General features: G+C 60.6%; 24 protein-coding genes. 11 read left to right on the top strand and 13 right to left on the bottom strand.

Annotation, left to right across the window (positions count from 1 at the left end; all coding sequences use genetic code 11):
- Positions 1–36: 36 nt before the first annotated feature.
- Positions 37–711, top strand: a complete 675-nt coding sequence (locus tag ACXHRN_RS01735) for a TIGR02117 family protein (RefSeq protein WP_488639635.1) — start codon at positions 37–39, stop codon at positions 709–711.
- Between the two features lie 8 nt (positions 712–719).
- Here ACXHRN_RS01735 and ACXHRN_RS01730 read toward each other — a convergent pair whose 3' ends face one another.
- The 3 genes from ACXHRN_RS01730 to ACXHRN_RS01720 form a co-directional block, all read right to left on the bottom strand.
- Entirely contained in the window at positions 720–1610 is an 891-nt protein-coding gene (locus tag ACXHRN_RS01730) for a DMT family transporter (protein ID WP_488639634.1), read from the bottom strand.
- A 453-nt stretch (positions 1611–2063) separates the two neighbouring features.
- The gene (gene hutC, locus ACXHRN_RS01725) at positions 2064–2816 is read right to left on the bottom strand and encodes a histidine utilization transcriptional repressor HutC (RefSeq protein WP_488639633.1); all 753 of its coding nucleotides are present in this window, start codon (positions 2814–2816) and stop codon (positions 2064–2066) included.
- Positions 2817–2859: 43 nt separating this feature from the next.
- A complete protein-coding gene (locus tag ACXHRN_RS01720; protein WP_488639632.1) occupies positions 2860–4206 on the bottom strand; it encodes a formimidoylglutamate deiminase in 1347 nt (448 codons plus the stop codon).
- A gap of 108 nt (positions 4207–4314) precedes the next feature.
- On the opposite strand from ACXHRN_RS01720, the gene hutI reads away from it, so the two are divergent.
- The 5 genes from hutI to ACXHRN_RS01695 all read left to right on the top strand — a co-directional run bounded on the left by hutI (position 4315) and on the right by ACXHRN_RS01695 (position 10333).
- The gene (gene hutI / locus ACXHRN_RS01715; RefSeq protein WP_488639631.1) at positions 4315–5541 is read left to right on the top strand and encodes an imidazolonepropionase; all 1227 of its coding nucleotides are present in this window, start codon (positions 4315–4317) and stop codon (positions 5539–5541) included.
- A complete protein-coding gene (gene hutH, locus ACXHRN_RS01710) occupies positions 5538–7073 on the top strand; it encodes a histidine ammonia-lyase (protein ID WP_488639630.1) in 1536 nt (511 codons plus the stop codon). The genes hutI and hutH overlap by 4 nt, the downstream gene beginning before the upstream one ends.
- Before the next feature lie 212 nt (positions 7074–7285).
- A complete protein-coding gene (gene hutG / locus ACXHRN_RS01705; protein ID WP_488639629.1) occupies positions 7286–8101 on the top strand; it encodes an N-formylglutamate deformylase in 816 nt (271 codons plus the stop codon).
- A 1-nt stretch (position 8102) separates the two neighbouring features.
- Positions 8103–9776, top strand: a complete 1674-nt coding sequence (gene hutU, locus ACXHRN_RS01700; protein WP_488639628.1) for a urocanate hydratase — start codon at positions 8103–8105, stop codon at positions 9774–9776.
- On the top strand, positions 9776–10333 hold the full coding sequence (locus tag ACXHRN_RS01695; RefSeq protein ID WP_488639627.1) for a HutD/Ves family protein: 558 nt from the start codon (positions 9776–9778) through the stop codon (positions 10331–10333). Before hutU ends, ACXHRN_RS01695 begins: the two co-directional genes overlap by 1 nt.
- Here the strand turns inward: ACXHRN_RS01695 and ACXHRN_RS01690 are convergent.
- Genes ACXHRN_RS01690 through ACXHRN_RS01680 form a run of 3 tightly spaced genes read right to left on the bottom strand, consistent with a single transcriptional unit; the run spans position 10317 to position 13125 of the window.
- Entirely contained in the window at positions 10317–10796 is a 480-nt protein-coding gene (locus ACXHRN_RS01690; RefSeq protein ID WP_488639626.1) for an SRPBCC family protein, read from the bottom strand. The genes ACXHRN_RS01695 and ACXHRN_RS01690 overlap by 17 nt on opposite strands.
- A complete protein-coding gene (locus ACXHRN_RS01685) occupies positions 10789–11145 on the bottom strand; it encodes an ArsR/SmtB family transcription factor (protein ID WP_488639625.1) in 357 nt (118 codons plus the stop codon). The genes ACXHRN_RS01690 and ACXHRN_RS01685 overlap by 8 nt, the downstream gene beginning before the upstream one ends.
- 51 nt (positions 11146–11196) lie before the next feature.
- Positions 11197–13125, bottom strand: a complete 1929-nt coding sequence (locus ACXHRN_RS01680; RefSeq protein WP_488639624.1) for a glycosyltransferase family 2 protein — start codon at positions 13123–13125, stop codon at positions 11197–11199.
- Between the two features lie 53 nt (positions 13126–13178).
- On the opposite strand from ACXHRN_RS01680, the gene ACXHRN_RS01675 reads away from it, so the two are divergent.
- From ACXHRN_RS01675 to ureG, 5 genes are all read left to right on the top strand, one after another.
- A complete protein-coding gene (locus ACXHRN_RS01675; protein ID WP_488639623.1) occupies positions 13179–14051 on the top strand; it encodes a transporter substrate-binding domain-containing protein in 873 nt (290 codons plus the stop codon).
- A 163-nt stretch (positions 14052–14214) separates the two neighbouring features.
- Positions 14215–14754, top strand: coding sequence for a redoxin family protein (locus tag ACXHRN_RS01670; protein WP_488639622.1), 540 nt, complete (start codon positions 14215–14217; stop codon positions 14752–14754).
- Between the two features lie 129 nt (positions 14755–14883).
- Positions 14884–15345: an urease accessory protein UreE gene (ureE, locus tag ACXHRN_RS01665; RefSeq protein ID WP_488639621.1), complete on the top strand. Its 462-nt coding sequence runs from the start codon at positions 14884–14886 to the stop codon at positions 15343–15345.
- Positions 15335–15997, top strand: coding sequence for an urease accessory protein UreF (locus ACXHRN_RS01660; RefSeq protein ID WP_488639620.1), 663 nt, complete (start codon positions 15335–15337; stop codon positions 15995–15997). The genes ureE and ACXHRN_RS01660 overlap by 11 nt, the downstream gene beginning before the upstream one ends.
- Before the next feature lie 126 nt (positions 15998–16123).
- Positions 16124–16741, top strand: coding sequence for an urease accessory protein UreG (ureG, locus tag ACXHRN_RS01655; RefSeq protein ID WP_488639619.1), 618 nt, complete (start codon positions 16124–16126; stop codon positions 16739–16741).
- A 23-nt stretch (positions 16742–16764) separates the two neighbouring features.
- Here the strand turns inward: ureG and ACXHRN_RS01650 are convergent, their stop codons facing one another.
- From ACXHRN_RS01650 to ACXHRN_RS01620, 7 genes are all read right to left on the bottom strand, one after another.
- The gene (locus ACXHRN_RS01650; RefSeq protein ID WP_488639618.1) at positions 16765–16974 is read right to left on the bottom strand and encodes a hypothetical protein; all 210 of its coding nucleotides are present in this window, start codon (positions 16972–16974) and stop codon (positions 16765–16767) included.
- A 193-nt stretch (positions 16975–17167) separates the two neighbouring features.
- Positions 17168–17323, bottom strand: a complete 156-nt coding sequence (locus ACXHRN_RS01645; RefSeq protein WP_488639617.1) for a hypothetical protein — start codon at positions 17321–17323, stop codon at positions 17168–17170.
- 83 nt (positions 17324–17406) lie between these two features.
- Positions 17407–17595, bottom strand: a complete 189-nt coding sequence (locus tag ACXHRN_RS01640) for a hypothetical protein (protein WP_488639616.1) — start codon at positions 17593–17595, stop codon at positions 17407–17409.
- A gap of 85 nt (positions 17596–17680) precedes the next feature.
- A complete protein-coding gene (locus ACXHRN_RS01635; protein WP_488639615.1) occupies positions 17681–18469 on the bottom strand; it encodes an ABC transporter ATP-binding protein in 789 nt (262 codons plus the stop codon).
- Between the two features lie 11 nt (positions 18470–18480).
- On the bottom strand, positions 18481–19275 hold the full coding sequence (gene ssuC, locus ACXHRN_RS01630) for an aliphatic sulfonate ABC transporter permease SsuC (RefSeq protein ID WP_488641794.1): 795 nt from the start codon (positions 19273–19275) through the stop codon (positions 18481–18483).
- A 130-nt stretch (positions 19276–19405) separates the two neighbouring features.
- Positions 19406–20578 carry an FMNH2-dependent alkanesulfonate monooxygenase gene (gene ssuD, locus ACXHRN_RS01625; RefSeq protein WP_488639614.1) on the bottom strand — a complete coding sequence of 391 codons (1173 nt, stop codon included), beginning with the start codon at positions 20576–20578 and terminating at the stop codon, positions 19406–19408.
- Positions 20579–20610: 32 nt separating this feature from the next.
- Positions 20611–21579 (bottom strand): aliphatic sulfonate ABC transporter substrate-binding protein, encoded by a 969-nt coding sequence (locus ACXHRN_RS01620; protein WP_488639613.1) that lies wholly within the window; start codon positions 21577–21579, stop codon positions 20611–20613.
- Positions 21580–21588 lie beyond the last annotated feature (9 nt).

Raw genomic sequence — 21588 nt, 5'->3', positions numbered from 1 at the left:
GGGCTGGCTACGCGTGTACATTCGGGGAACTAGACAATGGGGCGTGCTAGACGATGGGTTCTCCGATCGATCATATTGATCGCACTGCTCGCTGCAGGCGGCACCCTTATTCCGCGCCCCCTCTGGCCCTCAGCCAAGGCGGCCGATCCGTCGGCCGGAACACGCCACATTCTGGTGCTCTCCAACCCGATCCACACCGATATCGCCATTCCCGTCGACGATGCCATCCGCAACCGCTTCGGTTTCCTCGCTGAAGCCGGCGTGCCGATCGACAATGCCGGTGTGCAGTACGTGATCGTCGGCTGGGGCGGCAGGTCCTTTTATCTGGAAACGCCGCATTGGGCCGACCTGAAGCCTCTGCCGGTATTCAGGGCACTGACCGTCGATCAATCGGTGATGCATGTCGATGTAGCGGGTTCGCTTTCCGAAAGCGATCCGGCGATCACGAGGTTCGATGTCGATGATCCCGGCTTCGAGCACATGCTGGCCTTCATCCAGTCGAGCTTCGCTGTCGACCAGCAGAAGCAAATCCCGATCCTCGGCAAAGGTTATGGCCGTTACGACGCCTTCTTCGAGGCCAATGGTTCTTTCAATGCGCTACTTGGCTGCAACACCTGGACGGCGCGGGCGCTCCGAGAAGGCGGGCTTCGCACTGGACTATGGAACCCGATACCCCAGACGCTCGGAATCTCAATGAAGCTTTACAATTGAGCAAGGAACTACGCCTTTGAGCCGATGGGCTCCACGTTTTTGCCCGATGCCAGCGACACCACAACAATGGCGGCGAAGATGATGGCGGCACCCGCCATGATTACCACGGAAGGGCGCTCGTTCAGGACGACAAAGGCGCCGACGGCCCCGAAGATGCTTTCCGCCGAGACCAGAACTGCAGCCTTCGACGCCGTGGTGAAACGCTGTGCATAGGTTTGCAGGCCAAAGGCGACGGCGGTCGTGCAAACACCGAGGATGAGCAAGTTGGGACCGGCGGCTACGACATCATCCAGCCGGGGGCTTTCAAATGTCAGGAACAGGGGCAATGCAGCCAGTGTTGCGACCAGGAACTGGAGGAAGGCCGAGGTAACCGGCAGGCCGTACTTTTGCGCGTGTTGCCCTAGCGCAATCATCCAGAATGCATAGAAGACTGCCGAAACGAGGCAGGCAATATCACCGCCGTTCATGGTGGCGATGCTGGTGGCCCCACCCGACATCAGGAAAATGCCGAGCAGTGTCAATCCTGCTGCTACCGCGCCGTGCCAGCCGGGATATTCCCTGAGGAGAAGCCAGGCGATGAGCGGCGTGAAGACGGTCGCCGTGTTCACAAGGAAACTGGCATTGACGACAGTAGCCTCCATATAGGCGATCTGCTGTATGGTCAGCGCCGTGGCAAAGGCCGAGGACACGATCATGACGCTCAGCCAATAGCCCGGCTTCCTCGTGCTTCGACGTTCCAGCCACACGAGGGGAAGGATGACGACTGCGGCTATGGAACATCGCAGGCATACGGCACCGAGCGGCCCCACATGCAGCAGGACAAGCTTTTGCGAGATATTGCCAAAGCCCCAGAATGCGGCCGCCAGCAACAAAGCAAGATGCGCTTGGGATCGGGACATAAGCCAGTATCCTTCGATCAGGAGCATGCTTTCGTCATTGAAGTCGTTCTGTCGCTGCAGATCTTTTCGTTGTGGCTGGCAGGCTCGCCGAAGCCGAGAATCGAGCACAGCGGAAGCTATCCCTTCAGGCCGGAACGATGTCCGCCTCGAATGATGCCTGGATGCCCTTATCTGCTTTGGCGGGCCATGGGACCCTCTTCACGGGCGACATCAGTCGCCCTCCTCGCATTCGCCACCTCTGCGCAAGCACAATTGGTTCCAGTGAATGGAAGCATGGCCTCGATGCGCTGCTGAATGCGGAAGATTGCTATACTAGCACGATCGCCATCCGGAGGTTGTCCCAATGTTGGTGTTATCTCGGATCTGGCCTGATATCCGAGCCATTGAGGCTCGCGCGCACTGCGCGATCCTTAGCCCACGGGAACGCCGGATCATGCGCACAGATCGACACGATCAAATCTGGCCGGTCTGCGAAGGCGTGAACCGCGCCACCAGTTCGTGGCTGCTGCCGAGGTAGGTGAGCCTGACATGGGTGATGAACACACCCAGCATCGAGGTGCGTCGTTCGACCACCAGGCAGGCGGAGCCAAGCGGCACCGATAGCGTCTCGGCAACCTGCTCGTCGGCGGCGACAGCCTTGATCTTGTGTTCGGCGGCACTCCAGGGCACTTGCTGCAGGAGCCATGTGCCCGGCGCGATCTTTTCGAATGTCTCCTCGGCCGCTTCGGGCACGGAGGCGAGATTGATCAGCCGCTCCTCGACACAGAACACACGCTCGCCAGCATAATGCAGCGCGCTGATTTCGATGACCTTGCCGGAGGCTGCAAGATCAAGCATCGTGCGATCATCGGCGTTTGCTTTGCGCATGTCGCGCGAGGCGCGCTTATAGCGATAGGCCTTTCCCAGCCCTTCGACTTCCTGCTTGATCTCGCTGATTTCCAGCACCGCCGATTGCGCATGCGGCTGGATGACGAAGCTGCCGGATTTCTTGCGGCGTTCGATCAGGCCGGTGCGCGCAAGTTGATTCATCGCCTTGTTCACGGTCATTCGCGAACATTGATAGGATTCGGCCATTTCCAGCTCAAAGGGCAGCCGGTAGCCGGGCGGCCACTCACCCGAGAGGATCTTGCCCTCGATATCGTTGACGATGCGCTGATGCAGAGAAAGATCTGCACTCAGTTCCGCATTGGTGGTGGAAGGTGCCATTCAGCCCTGCTCGCCAGAGTTCCCCGAAATCATCAAATCGCCGCTACAATCCTTCGGCCAGTTCGCGCATGGTTGATTTGAATCGCGCCGACAGCCTGTCCCGATGGACATGCCGGCCGCCATCCACGCACTTCTTCCCGCGCACCCAGACACAATCGATATCGGCTCCTCCAGAGAAAATAAAGCGATCAAGCAGCCTGTCATCACCAAATTCGACATCTCGGGCCGCAAGGGTGAAGAAATCGGCGGATTGGCCGACCGCGATGCCCGCCTCGACACCCAGGGCCTGCGCTCCACCCACAATCGCGCCGTCGAACAGCCGCCGCCCGGTCGAGGCATTCGGATGGGCGATGACATTACGCGCTCTGTGGAAAAGCCGCTGCGAATATTCGAGCTGGCGCAGCTCGTCCGGCATGCCGATCAGGATATTGGAGTCCGAGCCGACACCCCATTTGCCACCGGCATTGAGGAAACCCAGCGCCGGAAACGTGCCGTCGCCGAGATTGGCCTCGGTGATCGGGCAAAGACCCGCCACCGCGCCGCTCTGCGCCATGCCGCGCGCCTCATCGCCACTCATGTGCGTCGCATGGATCAGGCACCAGCGCTCGTTGACCGCCTGGTGGTCGAGCAGCCATTCGACCGGCCGCTGCCCGGACCAGGCAATGCAATCCTCGACTTCGAGCACCTGCTCGGAGATATGGATGTGAATCGGCCCATTGCCGGCGATCTTCACCGCGGCATCAAGTGTCTCCGGCGTCACGGCCCGCAGGCTGTGTGGCGCGACGCCGAGATTGGCGCCGTCAACTCCGCCAATGATCTTCTGACAGGCAGCATGCAGCTGCGCATAGCGATCGATCGAATTGATGAAGCGTCTCTGCCCTTCGGACGGCTCGGCACCGCCGAAGCCGGAATTGGCATAAAACACCGGCAACAGAGTCAGCCCGATGCCCGTCTCCACCGACGCCGCCCCGATCCGCGCCGCCATCTCGGCGATATCGGCATAAGGCTCGCCCGATTTGTCATGATGCAGATAATGGAACTCGCCGACCCGGGTAAAACCCGCTTCCAGCATTTCCATGTAAAGCTGGCCGGCGACGGCCTCGACCTGCTCCGGCGTCATCGACAGCGCGAAGCGGTACATGATGTTGCGCCAGCTCCAGAACGAATCGTCGCCAGGGCCCCGCGTCTCTGCCAACCCCGCCATAGCGCGCTGGAATGCGTGGCTATGCAGGTTGCCCATGCCCGGTAATATCGTAGAATGCCGCTCGTCGTCGGATTGTGCCTGGGCACCTGCGTCGAACGAAAGGATGCGCCCATCTTCTATCGCGATCCTGGCATTGTCGATCCAGCCCGAGGGACCCAGCATCCGGTCTGCGAATAAAGCCGCCATTGCAATTCGAACCTTTTCCTTTGCGAAACCACTTGCGTCGCCCGTCATTAAGTATATACATATTCCGCAACGACGGAAGATGCAATCGATATCAACAGGAACAGTCTCATGTCGAAACCGGTCCAGATCCTGACGAATGCATCGCTTGCGACTCTCGCCGCCGGCAGCGAAGGCCTTGGTATTATCGCAGATGGTGCGATTGCCTATGACAATGGTCGTATTCTTTTTGCGGGCGCGCAAGCGGACCTGCCAAATGAACTTGCCGATGGCGCCGATGTCACCGATCTCGGTGGCCGCTGGGTGACGCCCGGCCTCGTCGATTGCCACACCCACATCGTCCACGGCGGCAATCGCGCCAAGGAATTCGAAATGCGGCTGGCCGGCGCGTCCTACGAGGAAATCGCCCGCGCTGGCGGCGGTATCGTCTCCTCCGTCAAGGCGACGAACGCCATGAGCGTCGAGGAGCTGATGCTGGCGGCCTTGCCACGCCTCGATACACTGCTGGCCGAGGGTGTCACCACCATCGAGATCAAATCGGGCTATGGCCTGAATGTCGAGGCGGAACTGCGCATGCTGCGTGCTGCACGGGCGCTAGGCACCGTCCGCCCGGTTCGCGTGCTTACCTCCTATCTCGCTGCCCATGCGACGCCCGTCGAATTCAAGGGTCGCAATGCCGACTATATTGATCAGGTCGTGCTGCCAGGTCTCGAACGTGCGCATGCGGAAGACCTTGTTGATGCCGTCGATGGCTTCTGCGAAGGCATTGCCTTTTCGCCCGACGAGATCGCCCGCGTGTTCGACAAGGCCAAGGCGCTCAGCATTCCAATCAAGCTGCATGCCGAGCAGCTTTCCAATCTCGGCGGCGCCAAGCTGGCAGCATCCTATGGAGCGATCTCCGCCGATCATCTCGAATATCTCGATAATGAAGGCGTGGCCGCCATGGCCGAGGCAGGTACCACGGCCGTGCTGCTGCCCGGCGCATTCTATGCCATCCATGAAAAACAGGCGCCGCCGGTTGCCGCGCTCCGCAAGGCAGGCGTGCCGATCGCCATCGCCACCGATTGCAATCCCGGCACCTCGCCGCTGACCTCGCTGCTGCTGACCATGAACATGTCGGCGACCCTGTTCGGCCTGACGGTGTCCGAATGCATAGCCGGTGCGACCCGCGAGGCCGCCCACGCCCTTGGCCTGCTGGATGCCACCGGCACGCTGGAGCAGGGCAAATCAGCCGACTTCGCCATCTGGAATATCGAAAGCCCTGCCGAGCTGGTCTACCGCATCGGCTTCAACCCATTGCATGCCCGCATCTTCAAGGGCGAAAGGATCAATCGATGACCGTCACTCTGCATCCCGGCTCGGTTTCGCTGAACCAGCTGGAGACCATTTATTGGACCGGCGAGAGCGCAAGGCTCGATCCGGCTTTCGATGCCGGTATTCAAAAGGCCGCCGATCGCATTGCCGAGATCGCCGCCGGCAACGCCGCCGTCTACGGCATCAACACCGGCTTCGGCAAGCTGGCCTCGATCAAGATCGACAGCGCCGATACGGCCACACTGCAGCGTAACCTGATCCTGTCGCATTGCTGTGGTGTCGGCGCGCCGCTACCCGAAAACATCGTCCGCCTGATCATGGCGCTCAAACTCGTCTCGCTTGGCCGTGGCGCCTCAGGCGTTCGCCTCGATCTCGTGCGCCTGATCGAGGGCATGCTGGAAACGCGCGTCACGCCGGTCATCCCGGAAAAAGGCTCGGTCGGCGCCTCGGGGGATCTTGCACCACTGGCCCACCTCGCCGCCGTCATGATGGGCGAAGGGGAGGCCTTCTATAATGGTGAGCGGCTTTCCGGTGCCGATGCTCTGTCCAAGGCGGACCTGAAGCCGGTCGTACTGGCGGCCAAGGAAGGGCTGGCGCTGATCAACGGCACCCAGACCTCGACCGCTCTCGCTCTGGCCGGCCTGTTCCGCGCCCATCGCGCCGCCCAGGCTGCGCTGATCACAGGTGCGATGTCCACCGACGCGGCCATGGGTTCGTCCGCCCCGTTCCATCCCGATATCCACACTCTGCGCGGCCACAAAGGCCAGATCGATACTGCCGCCGCCCTGCGCGGGCTGTTGGCTGGCTCGGTGATCCGCGAAAGCCATCTCGAAGGCGACGAGCGCGTTCAGGACCCCTATTGCATCCGCTGCCAGCCACAGGTCGATGGCGCCTGCCTCGACCTGTTGCGCTCGGTCGGCCGAACGCTGGAAATCGAGGCCAATGCCGTGACCGATAATCCGCTGGTGCTGTCCGACAATTCCGTCGTCTCCGGCGGCAATTTCCACGCCGAGCCGGTAGCCTTCGCCGCCGACCAGATCGCACTCGCGGTCTGCGAAATCGGCGCGATCTCCCAGCGCCGCATCGCGCTCCTGGTCGACCCCGCCCTCTCATACGGCCTGCCGGCGTTCCTCGCCAAGAAGCCCGGCCTGAATTCCGGCCTGATGATCGCCGAAGTCACCTCCGCGGCTCTGATGAGCGAGAACAAGCAGATGTCGCACCCGGCATCGGTGGATTCGACCCCGACTTCGGCCAACCAGGAAGACCACGTGTCTATGGCCTGCCACGGCGCCCGCCGTCTGTTGCAGATGACCGAAAACCTGTTCGGCATTATCGGTATCGAGGCAATCACAGCAGCGCAGGGCGTGGATTTCCGCGCGCCGCTGACCACCAGCCCCGAATTGCAGAGTGCGATTGGCGCTTTGCGCGGGGTGGTGGCGACGCTCGAGATCGACCGCTACATGGCCAATGACCTGGCGGCAGCGGCAACGCTTGTGGCGTCGGGGGAGCTGAATGCGTCGGTCTCGACGGGTATATTGCCGGCGCTGGAGCGGTGAAGATGGCCCTCCCAAGAGTATTTGTAGCCCCCACCCCTCACCAAGCGCGTCCAGCGATCGGCTTTGCCTCTCGCGGACTTGCTATCCTCTCCCACAAGGGGAGAGGCAAAGATGAGGCATCGCCGCAACTCCACCTCTCCCCTTGTGGGAGAGGATACGCAGGCCGGGTGAGCGTAGTGAACCCATGGCCGAAGTTGGTGAGGGGTTAGAACATGACCTCACCCGTCTTCGAAGCCCGCCAGGGCACCTCCCCGATCATCCTCGGCTTCCCACACACCGGCACCGATGTGCCCGCCGACATCTGGGCGCGCCTCAGCGACAACGGCCGCATCCTCGCCGACACCGACTGGCACATCCACGATCTCTACGCAGGCCTGCTCGACAACGTCACCACCGTGCGCGCCACCTTCCATCGTTACGTCATCGATGCCAACCGCGATCCCAATGGCGCCAGCCTCTATCCCGGCCAGAACACCACGGGCCTGGTGCCCGACACCGATTTCGACGGCAAACCGATTTGGAAGGATGGTGAGGCCCCGACTGAGGCCGACATTGCCGCACGGCTGCGGGACTTCCACGCCCCCTATCACGCGGCACTCGCCACCGAGATCAAGCGGGTGAAGGCGATCCATGGCGTCGCCGTTCTCTATGACTGCCATTCGATCCGCTCGCATATCCCGTTCCTGTTCGACGGCAAGCTGCCGGATTTCAACATCGGCACCGATATGGGCAAGACCTGCGATCCCGCCATCGAGCAGGCTGCCGTCGAGGTCACCGCCGAGGCCGAGGGCTATAGCAGCATCCTCAACGGCCGCTTCAAGGGCGGCTGGACGACGCGCCATTACGGCAGGCCGGAAGCCGGCGTGCATGCGATCCAGATGGAACTCGCCCAATCCACCCATCTCGCCACCGAGGCGCCTCCATTCGCCTATGATCCCGCCAAGGCCGAACGCCTGCGGAGCCACCTCAAAACCATTCTGGAGCGCATCGAAAGCGTCGCGCTCGACCTCAAAACCAAGGGGAAATGACATGAATAACCCACGTCACAACATCCGCGACGTCCGCGCTGCTACTGGCTCCGAAATCACTGCCAAGAGCTGGATGACCGAAGCGCCGATGCGCATGCTGATGAACAATCTCGATCCCGACGTCGCCGAGCGTCCGCATGATCTCGTCGTCTATGGCGGCATCGGCCGCGCCGCTCGCACCTGGGCAGATTTCGACCAGATCGTAGCCTCGCTGAAGGATCTGAACGAGGACGAGACGCTGCTGGTGCAATCGGGCAAGCCGGTCGGCGTGTTCCGCACCCACAAGGATGCGCCGCGCGTGCTGATCGCCAATTCCAACCTCGTGCCGCATTGGGCAACCTGGGATCATTTCAACGAGCTGGATAAAAAGGGACTGGCCATGTACGGCCAGATGACTGCCGGCTCGTGGATCTATATCGGCACGCAGGGCATCGTCCAGGGCACGTACGAGACCTTCGTGGAGGCCGGACGCCAGCACTACGGCGGCAACCTCAAGGGCAAGTGGATCCTCACCGGCGGCCTCGGCGGCATGGGCGGCGCGCAGCCGCTGGCGGCAGTCATGGCCGGCGCTTGTTGCCTTGCCGTCGAGTGCGATGAGACCCGCGTCGATTTCAGGCTCCGTACCCGCTATGTCGATGCCAAGGCGCACACACTCGATGAAGCGCTTGCGATGATCGACCAGTGGACCAAGGCGGGCGAAGCCAAGTCCGTCGGCCTGATCGGCAATGCTGCCGACATCTTCCCGGAACTGGTCAAGCGCGGCATCAAGCCCGATATCGTCACCGACCAGACGTCGGCGCACGACCCGATCAACGGCTACCTGCCGCTTGGCTGGACAGTTGGCGAGTGGCGCGCCAAGCAGGAAAGCGACCCCAAGGCGGTCGAAAAAGCTGCCCGCGCCTCGATGAAGATCCACGTCGCCGCCATGGTCGACTTCTGGAATATGGGCGTGCCCACCCTCGACTACGGCAACAACATTCGCCAGGTCGCCAAGGAAGAGGGCCTCGAAAACGCATTCGCTTTTCCGGGTTTCGTGCCGGCCTATATCCGCCCGCTGTTCTGCCGCGGTATCGGCCCGTTCCGCTGGGCCGCCCTCTCAGGCAATCCCGAGGACATCTACAAGACCGACGCCAAGGTCAAGGAACTGACCCCCGGCAACACCCATCTGCATCGCTGGCTGGACATGGCGCGCGAGCGCATCTCATTCCAGGGCCTGCCGGCGCGCATCTGCTGGGTCGGTCTCGGCGACCGCCACCGCCTCGGCCTCGCCTTCAACGAAATGGTCCGCTCGGGTGAACTCTCGGCGCCCGTCGTCATCGGCCGCGACCATCTCGATTCCGGCTCGGTCGCCTCGCCCAACCGCGAGACCGAAGCGATGAAGGACGGGTCGGATGCCGTCTCCGACTGGCCGCTGCTGAATGCACTGCTCAACACGGCTTCGGGCGCCACCTGGGTATCGCTGCATCACGGCGGCGGCGTCGGCATGGGCTTTTCGCAGCATTCCGGCATGGTCATCTGCGCCGACGGCACCGACGATGCCGCCCGCCGTCTCGAACGCGTGCTGTGGAACGACCCGGCCACCGGCGTCATGCGTCATGCCGATGCAGGCTATGACATCGCCATCGACTGCGCCAAGGAAAAAGGCCTGCGCCTGCCCGGCATTCTGGGCAACTGATGCAGATTCTCAGGCATCAGGACTACATCAGCATGCCGTGGAAAAACGAGATGGGCATCACCGAAGAGGTGATGGCCTTCCCGCCTGCCAGCGATATCGGCACCTTCGGCTGGCGGCTTTCCATCGCCCACGTTGGTGCAGACGGACCGTTTTCCGTTTTCGCCGGCATCGACCGCACGATTGCACTGTTGGAGGGCGACGGCCTCTCTCTGGATTTCCCAGAAGGCCGGACCGTGGAATTGACGCCGCGATCCGAGCCCCTTGCCTTTTCCGGCGATCTCGAGATTTCCAGTCGCAACAAGTCGGGCAAGACGATCGACCTCAACATCATGACCCGTCGCGGCCAGTTCCGGCATCAGATGAAGCGCATCGGTTCGGGCGTGGCGGAGATCACCCAGCCCGGTACAATTCTGGTGTTCAACGGCGACGCCCAACTCAATGATGTGTCGATGCAACGCTTCGATGCCGCGATTGTCGAGCCCGAAGACGGCCCCCTGACGATTGAAGCCGCACGCGACGTGGCGATCTTTCTGATCGAACTTAGTGAGTGGCGCTGACCGTTTCCGCCATCAGCACATCCAGCCGGTCGAGATGTATCGTGGTGCCATGCTTACGCCCACCGCCATCTTCGAAGCCATCGAGATAAACCGCCTGTTCAGTATAGACGAGATGCGTGCCGCCATGGTCGGCCAGGAACTCGACGGTGGAAAGCGACACCGACAGCAGTCGCCCGCCACCGGACATCCGGTAGCCATATACCAACCGCTTGCCCGGCACCACGTCGTGATAGACTGCGTCATAGAGCGTGACATTGCCCTCGCCCCATACACCTTCCAGAATTTCGGTGCCGCCGATCCTGAGGTCGAGAACCCGACGAGTCTGCCGCCACGTCTCGCCGCCGCGAAACCAGATGGCCTTCACCTCCGGGTCGGCCCACGCAGCGTAAACTCTGGTTGGGCTAGCGCTGTAGCGCCGCTCCAGCACAAAGGTATCAGGAATGGCTCTGGTTTCTTCACTCATGATTGTCCTCCTTGCTGCTTGCGGCCTCAAGGCCATCCAGATAGGCGCCCAGACGATCGAGGTTCTTTTCCATCGTCGTCCGCCGTTCGCTGATCCACTGCTCTGCCGACCGCAAGACCTTGGTGTCCAGCTGGCAGATGCGGAACCGGCCGCTCTTGTGCGTAGTGATCAGCCCGCATCCTTCCAGCACGCCGAGATGCTGGACGACGGCGGGCAGCGACATGCTGAGCGGCTTGGCCAACTCGCCGACCGAGGCCGGGCCGTCCGACAGCCGCTCAAGCATCATGCGACGAGACGGATCGGCGAGCGCGTGGAAAATTCCGTCGAAGGGGCTCTGTTGGTTAAGCATGTACCTAAGTAATAAGGAAGGGTATTTTTGTCAACAAACTTACGCCCGCGCCTAACTATTTGAATTGGCAGGTTGCGCTGATGTCGCCTTGTGCGGCGTCTTTTTCCAGAAGAATGGATTGGTGCGCAGCTCAATCAAGGCCTGCCAAGCAGCGTAGGAAATCATCAGCCAGTAGACCGGCACCATCAGCCATTTCAGGCCGAGCCGCTTGCGCTCGTCGCGGGTCATCGCGCCCCGCCCGGCAAGCACAAAAACGATATAGGATCCGGCCGTCGTGACCCCATCCATGACGAACAGCATCTGGTCTAGCGGAGTGACATACAGCGAGTGCACCGCATGCCACGCCGAGATAGCGATGAAAGCGACGATCAACGGATGGCCGAGTGCCGACAGCAACATGCCGGTGATCATCACATGGAACACGATCGAGCCGAATAGGCCCAATTCGGCCGTCAACCGACGTGGATCGCGCATCAGAACCAGCCAAGTCTGCATCCAGCCCTTCAGCCAGCGTCCGCGCTGTCCGAGCCAGACGCGCTTTTCAGTCGGCGCATCCTCAAGCGTCGGCCGCGTGATCATCTCGGCGACATAGCCAAGTCTATAGAGGCGCAGCCCGAGATCGGCATCTTCCGTGACATTGAACGGATCCCAGGCACCGGCAGCACGCAGCACATCGATGCGGAAATGGTTCGAGGTTCCGCCCAGCGGCATCGGCATGCGCAAATCGCCAAGCAGTGGTAACAGCCTGCGAAACAGGCCGGAATATTCCAGCGCAAACAAGCCTGACAGCCAGCCTTCCCGCGCATTGGAAATGACGAGCGGCGCCTGCAGGCAGGCAACCTTGGCCGGGGCACTCTGGAAGCGCTGATAGGCTTCCAGCAACTGATCGGGATGCGGCCGGTCTTCGGCGTCATAAATGACCAGATAATCGCCGCGAGCCCCCGCCAGCCCATAATTCAGCGCCTTGGGCTTGGTCTTAGGCCGCATGTCGGGCACGACAACGATCTCATATTCGGGCCGCAGGCGCTGTGTCTTCAGCGCCGCCATCGTCTCGGCATCATCGGCTTCGCAGATCAGCTTGATGTCCAGCCGGGATCTTGGCCAGTTCAACTTGTCGAGGCGCTCGATCAGTTGCCCGGCGACATCCTTCTCCTGATAGAGCGCCACCAGCACTGTGTAGACCGGCAGCTGCGTCGCCGCGCGTAACTTTTTGGGCCGGACGATGAACGGCCCGAAATGCAAAGCCAGTCCGCGTATCCAGAGCGCCAGGAAGAAGGCCGACGTCAGGAAAACATGCAGGCAAAGCAACGCAATCGACGGAATGATGAACAGGCTTCCAAGAAAAACCGTCACCGCCAGACCGGTGAGAAACCCCTGGCTGCCCGAATAGACGATTCTCGCGCTCATCTCGGGTCGGGTCTCAAACAGCGCATTGGCAGCAGCGTCGACGCGACGGGCGGAGCCGGCCTGCCAAATCGCTCCTCGAATGGCCGACGGCGTCGTCACCACAACCCTTTGTCGAAGCCGGGGCAAGGAGCAGATGCTCGCGTCATCCATTGCGATTTCTCGCGCCGACGGCACAATGGCCAGCGCTGGCGCCCTGTCAGGCAGGTAACAGCGGATCATCCGTGGCTGCAAAAGCTGGGTATCGAGCTCAAGTCGATCGGCGACCGTTGCAGGATCTATCTCGGCAAGAAAAGGCAAATCGAGCACTCTGGCAAGTGCGCCATAATAGGCTTCGTGCTCTATCCGACCATCGGCAAGCAATTCGGTCTCGATGGTCGTTCCGTTTTCTTCCGCCCGCTTCCGCAATGTTTCAAGCAGCGGCTTTGAGAAACCAAGCTTCTTCAGGAAGTCCCACTCACGGTCGATCGGGAGGGTGATGATCTCGGCTGGAAAGGAAAGTACGTTGCTCTCCGCCGGCACACCGAAGTGGTCGGAATTTTCAAGACCGGTCTGGTAATATTCCCCCTGGCGCATAAGTCTGGTACGATGCCGATGAAACGCATTTGCTTAAAATTGGATTAATATTAATGAAGCCGCTGGTTGAGTCACGTTGTATTTATCCATTGCGTGCATTTTTTTCGCTTTTCTTGCTTTTCGCGAGTATTTCGCCCTCCGAAGCCGAGGAATCACCTGCCCTTTCCATGTCGCTGATGTTCGATTTGCGCGAGCGCGTCGCCAAACCGGATCTCGCGCCGGTTCCACGCATCCGTTTTTTGACCACGGTCGACTTCCCGCCCTTCAATTTCATCGACCAGTCCGGCAAGCTCTCCGGCTTTCATGTCGATCTCGCGCGCGAGATCTGCCGCGAATTGAAAATCACCGAACGCTGCCAAATCGAGGCCGCACGCTACAAGGATCTCATCGGCAAGCTCGACAAGGGCGATGGCGAAGTCATTCTCGCCGGCATGCGCATAACGCCGGAGCTCCGCAGGACCCATGGCGCCTCGCGGGTATTCATGCAGTTGCCGGCACGCTTTGTCATCGCCAGGTCATCGTCCCCCACGATCCGCTCCCCGGACCAACTGCAGCCCGGCCAGACCGGTGTCGTGAAAGGCACAGCCCATGAGGCTATGCTCGCAACGTTCTTCCCGGCCTTGAAACCGAAAGTCTTCGACACGCGCGTAGCGCTGCTCGACGCGCTGAAGAAGGGGGAGATCAAGGCGGCGTTCGGCGATGGATTGCAACTGGCCTTCTGGCTTGAGTCGGAGACTGCCGCCGATTGCTGCGTCTATCTGGGCGGCCCCTATTATTCGACCTATTTTCTAGGGGACGGCCTGGCGATGATGACGCGCAAGGATGCGCCACTGATCACCGAGGCATTGGATAGCGCACTGATCGCACTTGCCCGCAGCGGCCGGCTCAACGACATCTATCTCCGTTACTTCCCCAACGGCCTGTAGAGTAAGCCATGCGCGCCTGGCATGGCAGCCATGAACATGACTTGGCTGTTCAATTTTCTGCTGCATTGCAGCACGATTCTCATTAGTATGATAAAAAAATACCAGCAGCCGTTTCATCCTCCCAAGACTTGACGGCTGTGCACGCCCGAACCAGGAGAAAAAAATGATCGGCAGACACGTCCCGGATGTCACATTCCGCACCCGTATTCGCGATGAAGCCGTTGGCGGCCCCAACCCGTTCCGCTGGGAAGACAAGACCAGTGATGACTTCTTTGCAGGCAAGCGCGTCGTGCTGTTCTCGCTGCCTGGCGCATTCACCCCGACCTGCTCGACCTACCAGTTGCCGGATTTCGAAAAGCTGTTCGGCGAATTCCAGGCTGAAGCGATCGACGAGATCTACTGCATCTCCGTCAACGACGCTTTCGTCATGAATGCCTGGGGCAAGAGCCAGGGTATCGCCAATCTCAAGCTCATTCCGGATGGTTCAGGCGAATTCACCCGCAAGATGGGTATGCTGGTCGCCAAGGACAATCTCGGTTTCGGCATGCGTTCCTGGCGCTACGCCGCCATCATCAATGACGGCGCCGTCGAGCAATGGTTCGAGGAAGAAGGCTTCGCGGACAATTGCGAATCTGACCCCTATGGCGTCTCCTCGCCGCAGAACATTCTCGAAAACCTGCGCGCCATGAAGCAAGCCGCCTGATCTCATTGCCGAGAGATTGAAAGCCCGGGAGACCGGGCTTTTTCTTGCGCGGATTCCGCTTTTGCGCATTGCGCTGCAAGCCAAAATGCCGTCAATTGCCGATCTGAATAGCATTTGGAGGCCGATACGATGCCCTATCGCTCAACCCGGATCGAAAAGCACAGCCACGCCGCGGATGCGCCGATCGACACAGTGACGCTCACCCATGACGAACGGCATCTGCGCCGCAAGCTGCTGCATATGACCAACGGCGACGTTGTCATGCTCGACCTGAAGGAGCCTGTCGTGCTGGAACATGGCGACCTGCTGGCGACCGAGGACGGCCACTTCATCGCCATTGCGGCCGCGGCCGAACAATTGCTGGAAATCAAGGCACGGGATATGCAGCACCAGATGGAACTCTGCTGGCATCTCGGCAACCGCCACCTCTCTGCACAGATCGATGCAGATCGTATTCTCATCGAGCGCGACCACGTGATTGAAGCGATGCTGCAGGGTTTGGGTGCCACCGTCGCCGAGGTCATCGAGCCCTTCCACCCCGTCCATGGTGCCTATCACAGTCACGGCTCGCACGACCACCATGGGCATTGATCAGGCCAACCAGTCGCTGATCCGGCTGATGACGTGGTTGTCGCCCGCCTTCCCGGTCGGCGGTTTTGCCTATTCCGGCGGCCTGGAACGCGCTGTTCACGATGGTCTGGTCGCGGATGCAGATGGCTTGAATATCTGGCTGCAAACGCTGCTGACATCAGGCGCGTGGTGGAACGATGCCGTCCTGCTTGCCGAAGCCTGGCGCTCGCACGACAGTCTCGCCGAGGTCTGCGAGCTTGCCGAAGCCTTGGCAGGCTCGGCCGAGCGGCATCTCGAGATCATAACCCAGGGCGAAGCCTTCGCGGCCGCTGCGGGCGCATGGCCGGACACCGTACTTGACCGTCTGGGTGACCGCCCACCTTATGCCGTTGCGGCCGGTGCCGTTGCCGCCGCTCATGGAGTAGCCCTGGAGCAGGCCATTGCCGCTTTCCTGCATGCTCTGGCGTCACAGGCCGTCTCCGCCGCCATCCGCCTGAGCGTGCTTGGCCAGAAGCAGGGTGTAGCTGTGTTGGCGGGCCTTGAAGCAATCATCCTGCAAGCGTCAGCCAATGCAGCCCGCTCGACCTTGGACGATCTTGGCAGCGCAACCGTGATCGCCGATATCACTGCTATTCGCCACGAAACGCAGTATTCGCGGCTGTTCCGCTCGTGAGTGCGGGACTTATCGGCATGACGGAAATTGACGCCTGCGCTGTCGTTTGCCACACTGAATTGGATTTCGGACCGCTCAGCGTCCTTTCGCAATGAGCGCTGTCTGCCTGACGAAAGGATTTTTATCATGACCACACGCAATGGCCCCTTGCGCATCGGCATCGGCGGACCGGTCGGCTCCGGCAAGACAGCGCTGACGGAAAAGCTGTGCAAGGCGATGCGGTCGGATTATTCGGTCGCCGTCGTCACCAACGATATCTACACCAAGGAGGATGCCGATGCGCTGGTGCGCATGCAGGCGCTGACCTCGGACCGTATTGTTGGCGTCGAAACCGGCGGCTGCCCACATACGGCCATCCGCGAGGACGCCTCGATCAATCTCGCCGCGATTGCCGATCTCAACCGCAAATTCCCCGATCTCGACCTCGTCTTTATCGAATCGGGCGGTGACAATCTCGCAGCAACCTTTTCGCCCGATCTCGCCGACCTGACGATTTATGTGATCTCGGTCTGCCAGGGTGAGGAAATTCCGCGCAAGGGTGGGCCGGGCATCACCAAGTCAGATCTTCTGATCATCAACAAGAAGGACCTGGCGCCGCATGTCGACGTCGATCTGGATGTGATGCAGGACGACGCGACGCGGATGCGCGCGGGAAAGCCGTTTTTGTTTTCAGATATGAAACGAGGTGACGGCGTGTCGGAAATCGTCGCCTATCTCAAGCAATATGGCGGCTTGGCCGCCTAGCAAGCAGCTAGCGAGGTTCGCTGTTATTCGTGCCAGTCGTCGTTGCGGATGCTTTCAAGCAGCTCCTGCTTCTGGCGGTCGCTCAGCGGCGTTTTCTTGTGAGCAGCGACAGAAACCCTGCGGCGCGGCTTGGCAGCTGTGTGAGCTTGCAGCACCGAACGTACGGAAAGCGGCGCACCAAGATAAAGCGCAACGCCGGAAAGAAAATGCATGCCCGAATTCAATGCAGTCATGTCGGCCTCCTTTGGCCATCGACGCGTAACTTAGGGCAATTTACCTCTTCCGACCCGGCCACGCTGTTCCGCAGGTATCTCGCTGCGGTATAACGAAGATATGGGGATGCGGTTCCCACATTTCAATAATTGATATTATAATCAATAGATTATATGTACTAATTGTGGCGGAAATTTCGCATTGAATGCCCGCTTAGAGCAGGCCGAGAGTCATCGAGCCGACAAAGACGAAAACGGTGACGATTGCCACCTTCATAACAAGCGCATCGACCTGTGCCGAGCGGGAGCGGCGCGCCGTCGGGGAGCCAGCACGCTGTGTTTGATCTTTTGACGTGAATGACATCGCCATTGGACTACCCTACTCCATATTGCCCGTCGGGAAAAAAAGCCGGACCGCTTGGGCCCGGGTGCCAACGGGGCAGAACCGAACTTTCAAAAAAATCTGTAAGCGTATAGCGGCATGCCGAAGGATTGTTCCTTGATATCCTCGACCGCTGCACTAGCATTGGCGACCTTCGCATCGCGGGCCTTGTCAGCGCCTTCATCACGCTTGGCCAGGGGCTGCACGAAATCCTGCTTGGGAAAGAAGAAGCCGATCGGGAAGACATTCATGATCATCATCGGAAGCTCTCCAAGTTAACAATCCCATAATGACAACAATCTCTATATAGTCAATAGAGAATAGGGATTTGATACCGAACAGTTTCTAAGTCGCTGAATTCCCTAGAATTGCCGACAGCAAAACGCCTTCGATCTCGGCCAATTCCACATTTCCATGCTTGCGCGGATGGGCTTGCGGCACTGGCAGGTCGAGCGTGATCCGCCCCTGGTCAAGCACGATGACCCGATCGGCGAGATGCACCGCTTCGCTGACATCATGCGTCACCAGCAGCGTGGTGAACCCTTGCTCGCGCCATACACGACTCAGCAGCTGTTGCATGCTGATGCGGGTGAGCGCATCGAGTGCGCCAAGAGGTTCGTCGAGCGCCATGAAGTCCGGCTTGCTGACCAAAGCGCGCGCGAGCGCCACGCGCTGGCGCTGACCGCCGGAAAGCTGTGAGGGCCATTCGCCCGCCTTCTCGGCAAGCTGCACTTCATTGAGCGCCTGTCGCGCCCGGCGGCTGACTTCGGCAGGCGCGAGGCCCTCCTTCAGCCCAATTTCCACATTGCCCGCCACATTGAACCATGGCAGCAGGCGCGGCTCCTGGAAGACGATGCGGGAATTCGGCTCGGCCTGGTTTCCATCTTCATCCAGAAAGGAAATCGTGCCTCCGGTCTCTTCCTCGAGACCCATGAGGATCCGCAACAGCGTGCTTTTGCCGCAGCCGCTCTTGCCGACGATCGCAACAAACTGACCGGCAGGAATGTCGAGATCGACACCCCGCAGCACCTTGTTGTTGCCGAAGGCCTTCTCGACACCTTGCAGACGGATCGAAACCGGCTTGCGAGGTTCGGAGGCGTCGACGAATTCGGATCTGGACAAAGCAACATTCATCTTCGATATCCTCAGTTCTGGTAGACCGGGTTCCAGGAGAGCACCTTGCGCTCAAGATAGCGCACGGCGACATCCGCCACCTTGCCGAGCAGCGCGTAGATCACCAGCGCCAGCACGACGATATCGGTCATCATGAATTCGCGCGCCTCATTGGCCATGTGGCCGATGCCGGACGATGCAGCGATGGTTTCCGACACGATCAGGGTCAGCCACATGATGCCGAGCGCATAGCGCAGGCCCACGAAGATCGACGGCAGGGCACCGGGAAAGATGATCTTGCGAAACAGGGTCCAGTTGCGCATGCCATAGACCCGGCCCATCTCGATCAGGTCGCGATCGACATTCCTGACGCCGTGATAGGTGTTGAGATAGACGGGAAACAGCACGCCGAGCGAGGTGAGGAACAGCTTGGATTCCTCGCCGATGCCGAACCACAGGATGACGAGCGGGATCATCGCCAGATGCGGGATCGTCCGGATCATCTGCAGGCTGGTATCTGTCAGCCGTTCCGAAAGCCGCGACACGCCATTGGCGATCCCGAACAGAAAACCGATCGTGCCGCCGACCAGCAGACCCGCAAAGGCGCGCGCGGCGCTGACGGCGATGTCATGCGGCAGGGCGCCGGAAATGGTCGTCGACCAGAATGCCTTCAACACATCGACGGGCGACGGCATGATCCGGGCTGAAATCCAGCCGACGGATGACAGTAGCTGCCAGACGACGATGATCAGCACCGGCACGAGATAGGGCAGGAATTGATCGGCTGAGAATTGCGGCCGCCTCGGAAGCGTAGTACTTCCCGACATCGTGGACGCAGCATCCTGACGTCCCAGATTATCCAAAACAACCATGTCGTTTCTCCAGCTTTCTGTTGCCTGCTACCGGACAAGATCGTGTAGGGGCCGGGCGAGGATTCTCCGCGCCCGACTGTTCAAATCACGATCCGGAAACCACCTTGAGGTTGCCGCCATGACCACCGCCGCCGAAAACCCGTGCCTGCGGGAACTCGCTGTTGGGGTTTGTCGTCGAAGCCGGGCCAGCCAAACCGAGTTCAGGAAACAGCAGTTCGGAAACGCGATAGGCTTCCTCCAGATGTGGATAGCCCGATGCGATCACCGTATCGATGCCGGCATCCTGATACTCCCTCAGCCGCGCCGCGACGGTCTTCGCAGAGCCAACCAGTGCCGTGCCGGCGCCGGACCGGACAAGGCCGATGCCCGCCCAGAGATTGGGGGAAACCTCGAGCTTGTCACGCCGGCCGCCGTGCAAGGCTGCCATGCGCTTCTGTCCGACGGAATCGGCTTCCGTGACAAAACGCTCCTGGGCTTCGCGGATCGTATCGTCCGACAGCTTTGAAATCAGCTTGTCCGCTGCCGCCCAGGCCTCTTCATCCGTCTCGCGCACGATCAGATGCAACCGAATGCCGAAGGAGAGTTCCCGGCCCGTCTTGGCACTTGCCGCACGCACCGTGGAAATCTTTTCCGCGACCTGCGCCGGCGTTTCACCCCAGGTGAGATACTTGTCGGCACGGCGCGCGGCAAATGCGATGCCGGCATCCGACGAACCACCGAAATAGAGCGGCGGGCGCGGAGCCTGCACCGGCGGGAAGCCGAGACGGGCGCCCTTGGCCTGGATATATTTTCCGTCGAGCGTCGCTTCGCCCTTGGCAAGCAGCGTCTCGAACACGTCGAAGAACTCTTCAGCGTGGTCGTAGCGCTCGTCGTGCGGCAGGAAGATACCGTCGCCGGCAAGCTCCGCGGGGCTGCCGCCAACGACGATGTTGAGCAGCAGGCGGCCATTCGAGATACGGTCGAGTGTGGTGGCAAGACGCGCATAATATGCAGGAGACGCCGTTCCCGGACGAATGGCGACGAGGAACTTCAATCGCTCTGTCGTCGCGGCCAGCGCCGCCGCCGTCACGAACGATTCCTCGCAGGCGACGCCGGTCGGCAGCAGGACGCCGGAGTAGCCCAGCCGGTCGACGGCCGAAGCGATTTCCCTGAGGTAGCCGATATCAGGCGCGCGGTTGAGTTCGCTGGAACCGAGGTAGGTGCCATCGCCGGAGGTCGGAATGAACCACAAAAGATCGAGAGGTTTCTTGGAAGACATGATTTTTCTCCAATGGGATCAGGGAATCGCGATCAGCTCGCCTTGGGGCGCCAGACGATATCGCTGATGTTCAGTTTTTTGGGGATGATGCCGAGCCCATAGAACTCGTCGGCCAGCGCCTGCTGATAGTTGAGGGCCTCGTCGGTGATCGTGCTGATCTTGCCGAGATCGGCGCCGGGTCGGTTCAATATCTTGCGCGTGACGTCGTTGGGAACGCCGGTGATTTCGGCGAGCGCCGGAACCGTCTCGTCAAGATGCGCCTGCGCCCAGGCACCTTGCTTGCGAAGTTCGTCTATGGTTCCAGCAATGATATCCGGATTGGCGGCGATGAAGTCACCGTTGCCGAAATAGAAGCTCCAGGCATCGACGATGCCATTGGCGGATGCCAGGACGCGTGTGTTCGGCTCGGCTTCCGCCACCGCGAGATATGGATCCCAGATCGCCCAGGCATCGATCGAATTGGTCGCAAAGGCAGCGGCAGCATCGGGTGGGGAGAGATTGACCGATTCGACGTCATCGAGCGTCAAGCCCGCTGTTCTCAGCGCCTTGACGGCAAAATTGTGGGCGCTCGAGCCACGCTTGTAGGCGACCTTCTTGCCCTTGAGGTCGGCGATCGACTTGAACGGCGAATCCTTGTGGACGAGAAGGGCGGAGCTCGCAGCCGCGCCGTGATAGGTTCCGACGTAAAGAAGATTGCCACCGGCGGCCTGGGCGAAGAGCGGCGGCACGTCCCCGGTCGGACCGAAATCGAGGGCACCGGCGCCGAGCGCTTCGAGCAGAGGCGGACCGGATGAGAACTCCGACCACTCTATCGCGATCCCTTGGTCGGCAAATCGCTTCTCGAGAGCCCCCGTGCGCTTGGCGAGCGCCAGGACGCCATTTTTCTGCCAGCCGATACGGAAGGTTTTTGCAGTGGCCGCGCGCGCACTCAAGGGACCGGACATGGCCGCAGCTGCAGCAGCCGCGCCGATCGAGAGCAATGTCTGTCTACGTGTGAACATGCCAATTTC

This window comes from Shinella sp. OV683 (genome assembly GCF_057787725.1).
Note: the sequence above shows the minus strand (reverse complement) of the source record. Positions and strands in the feature narration are given on the sequence as shown.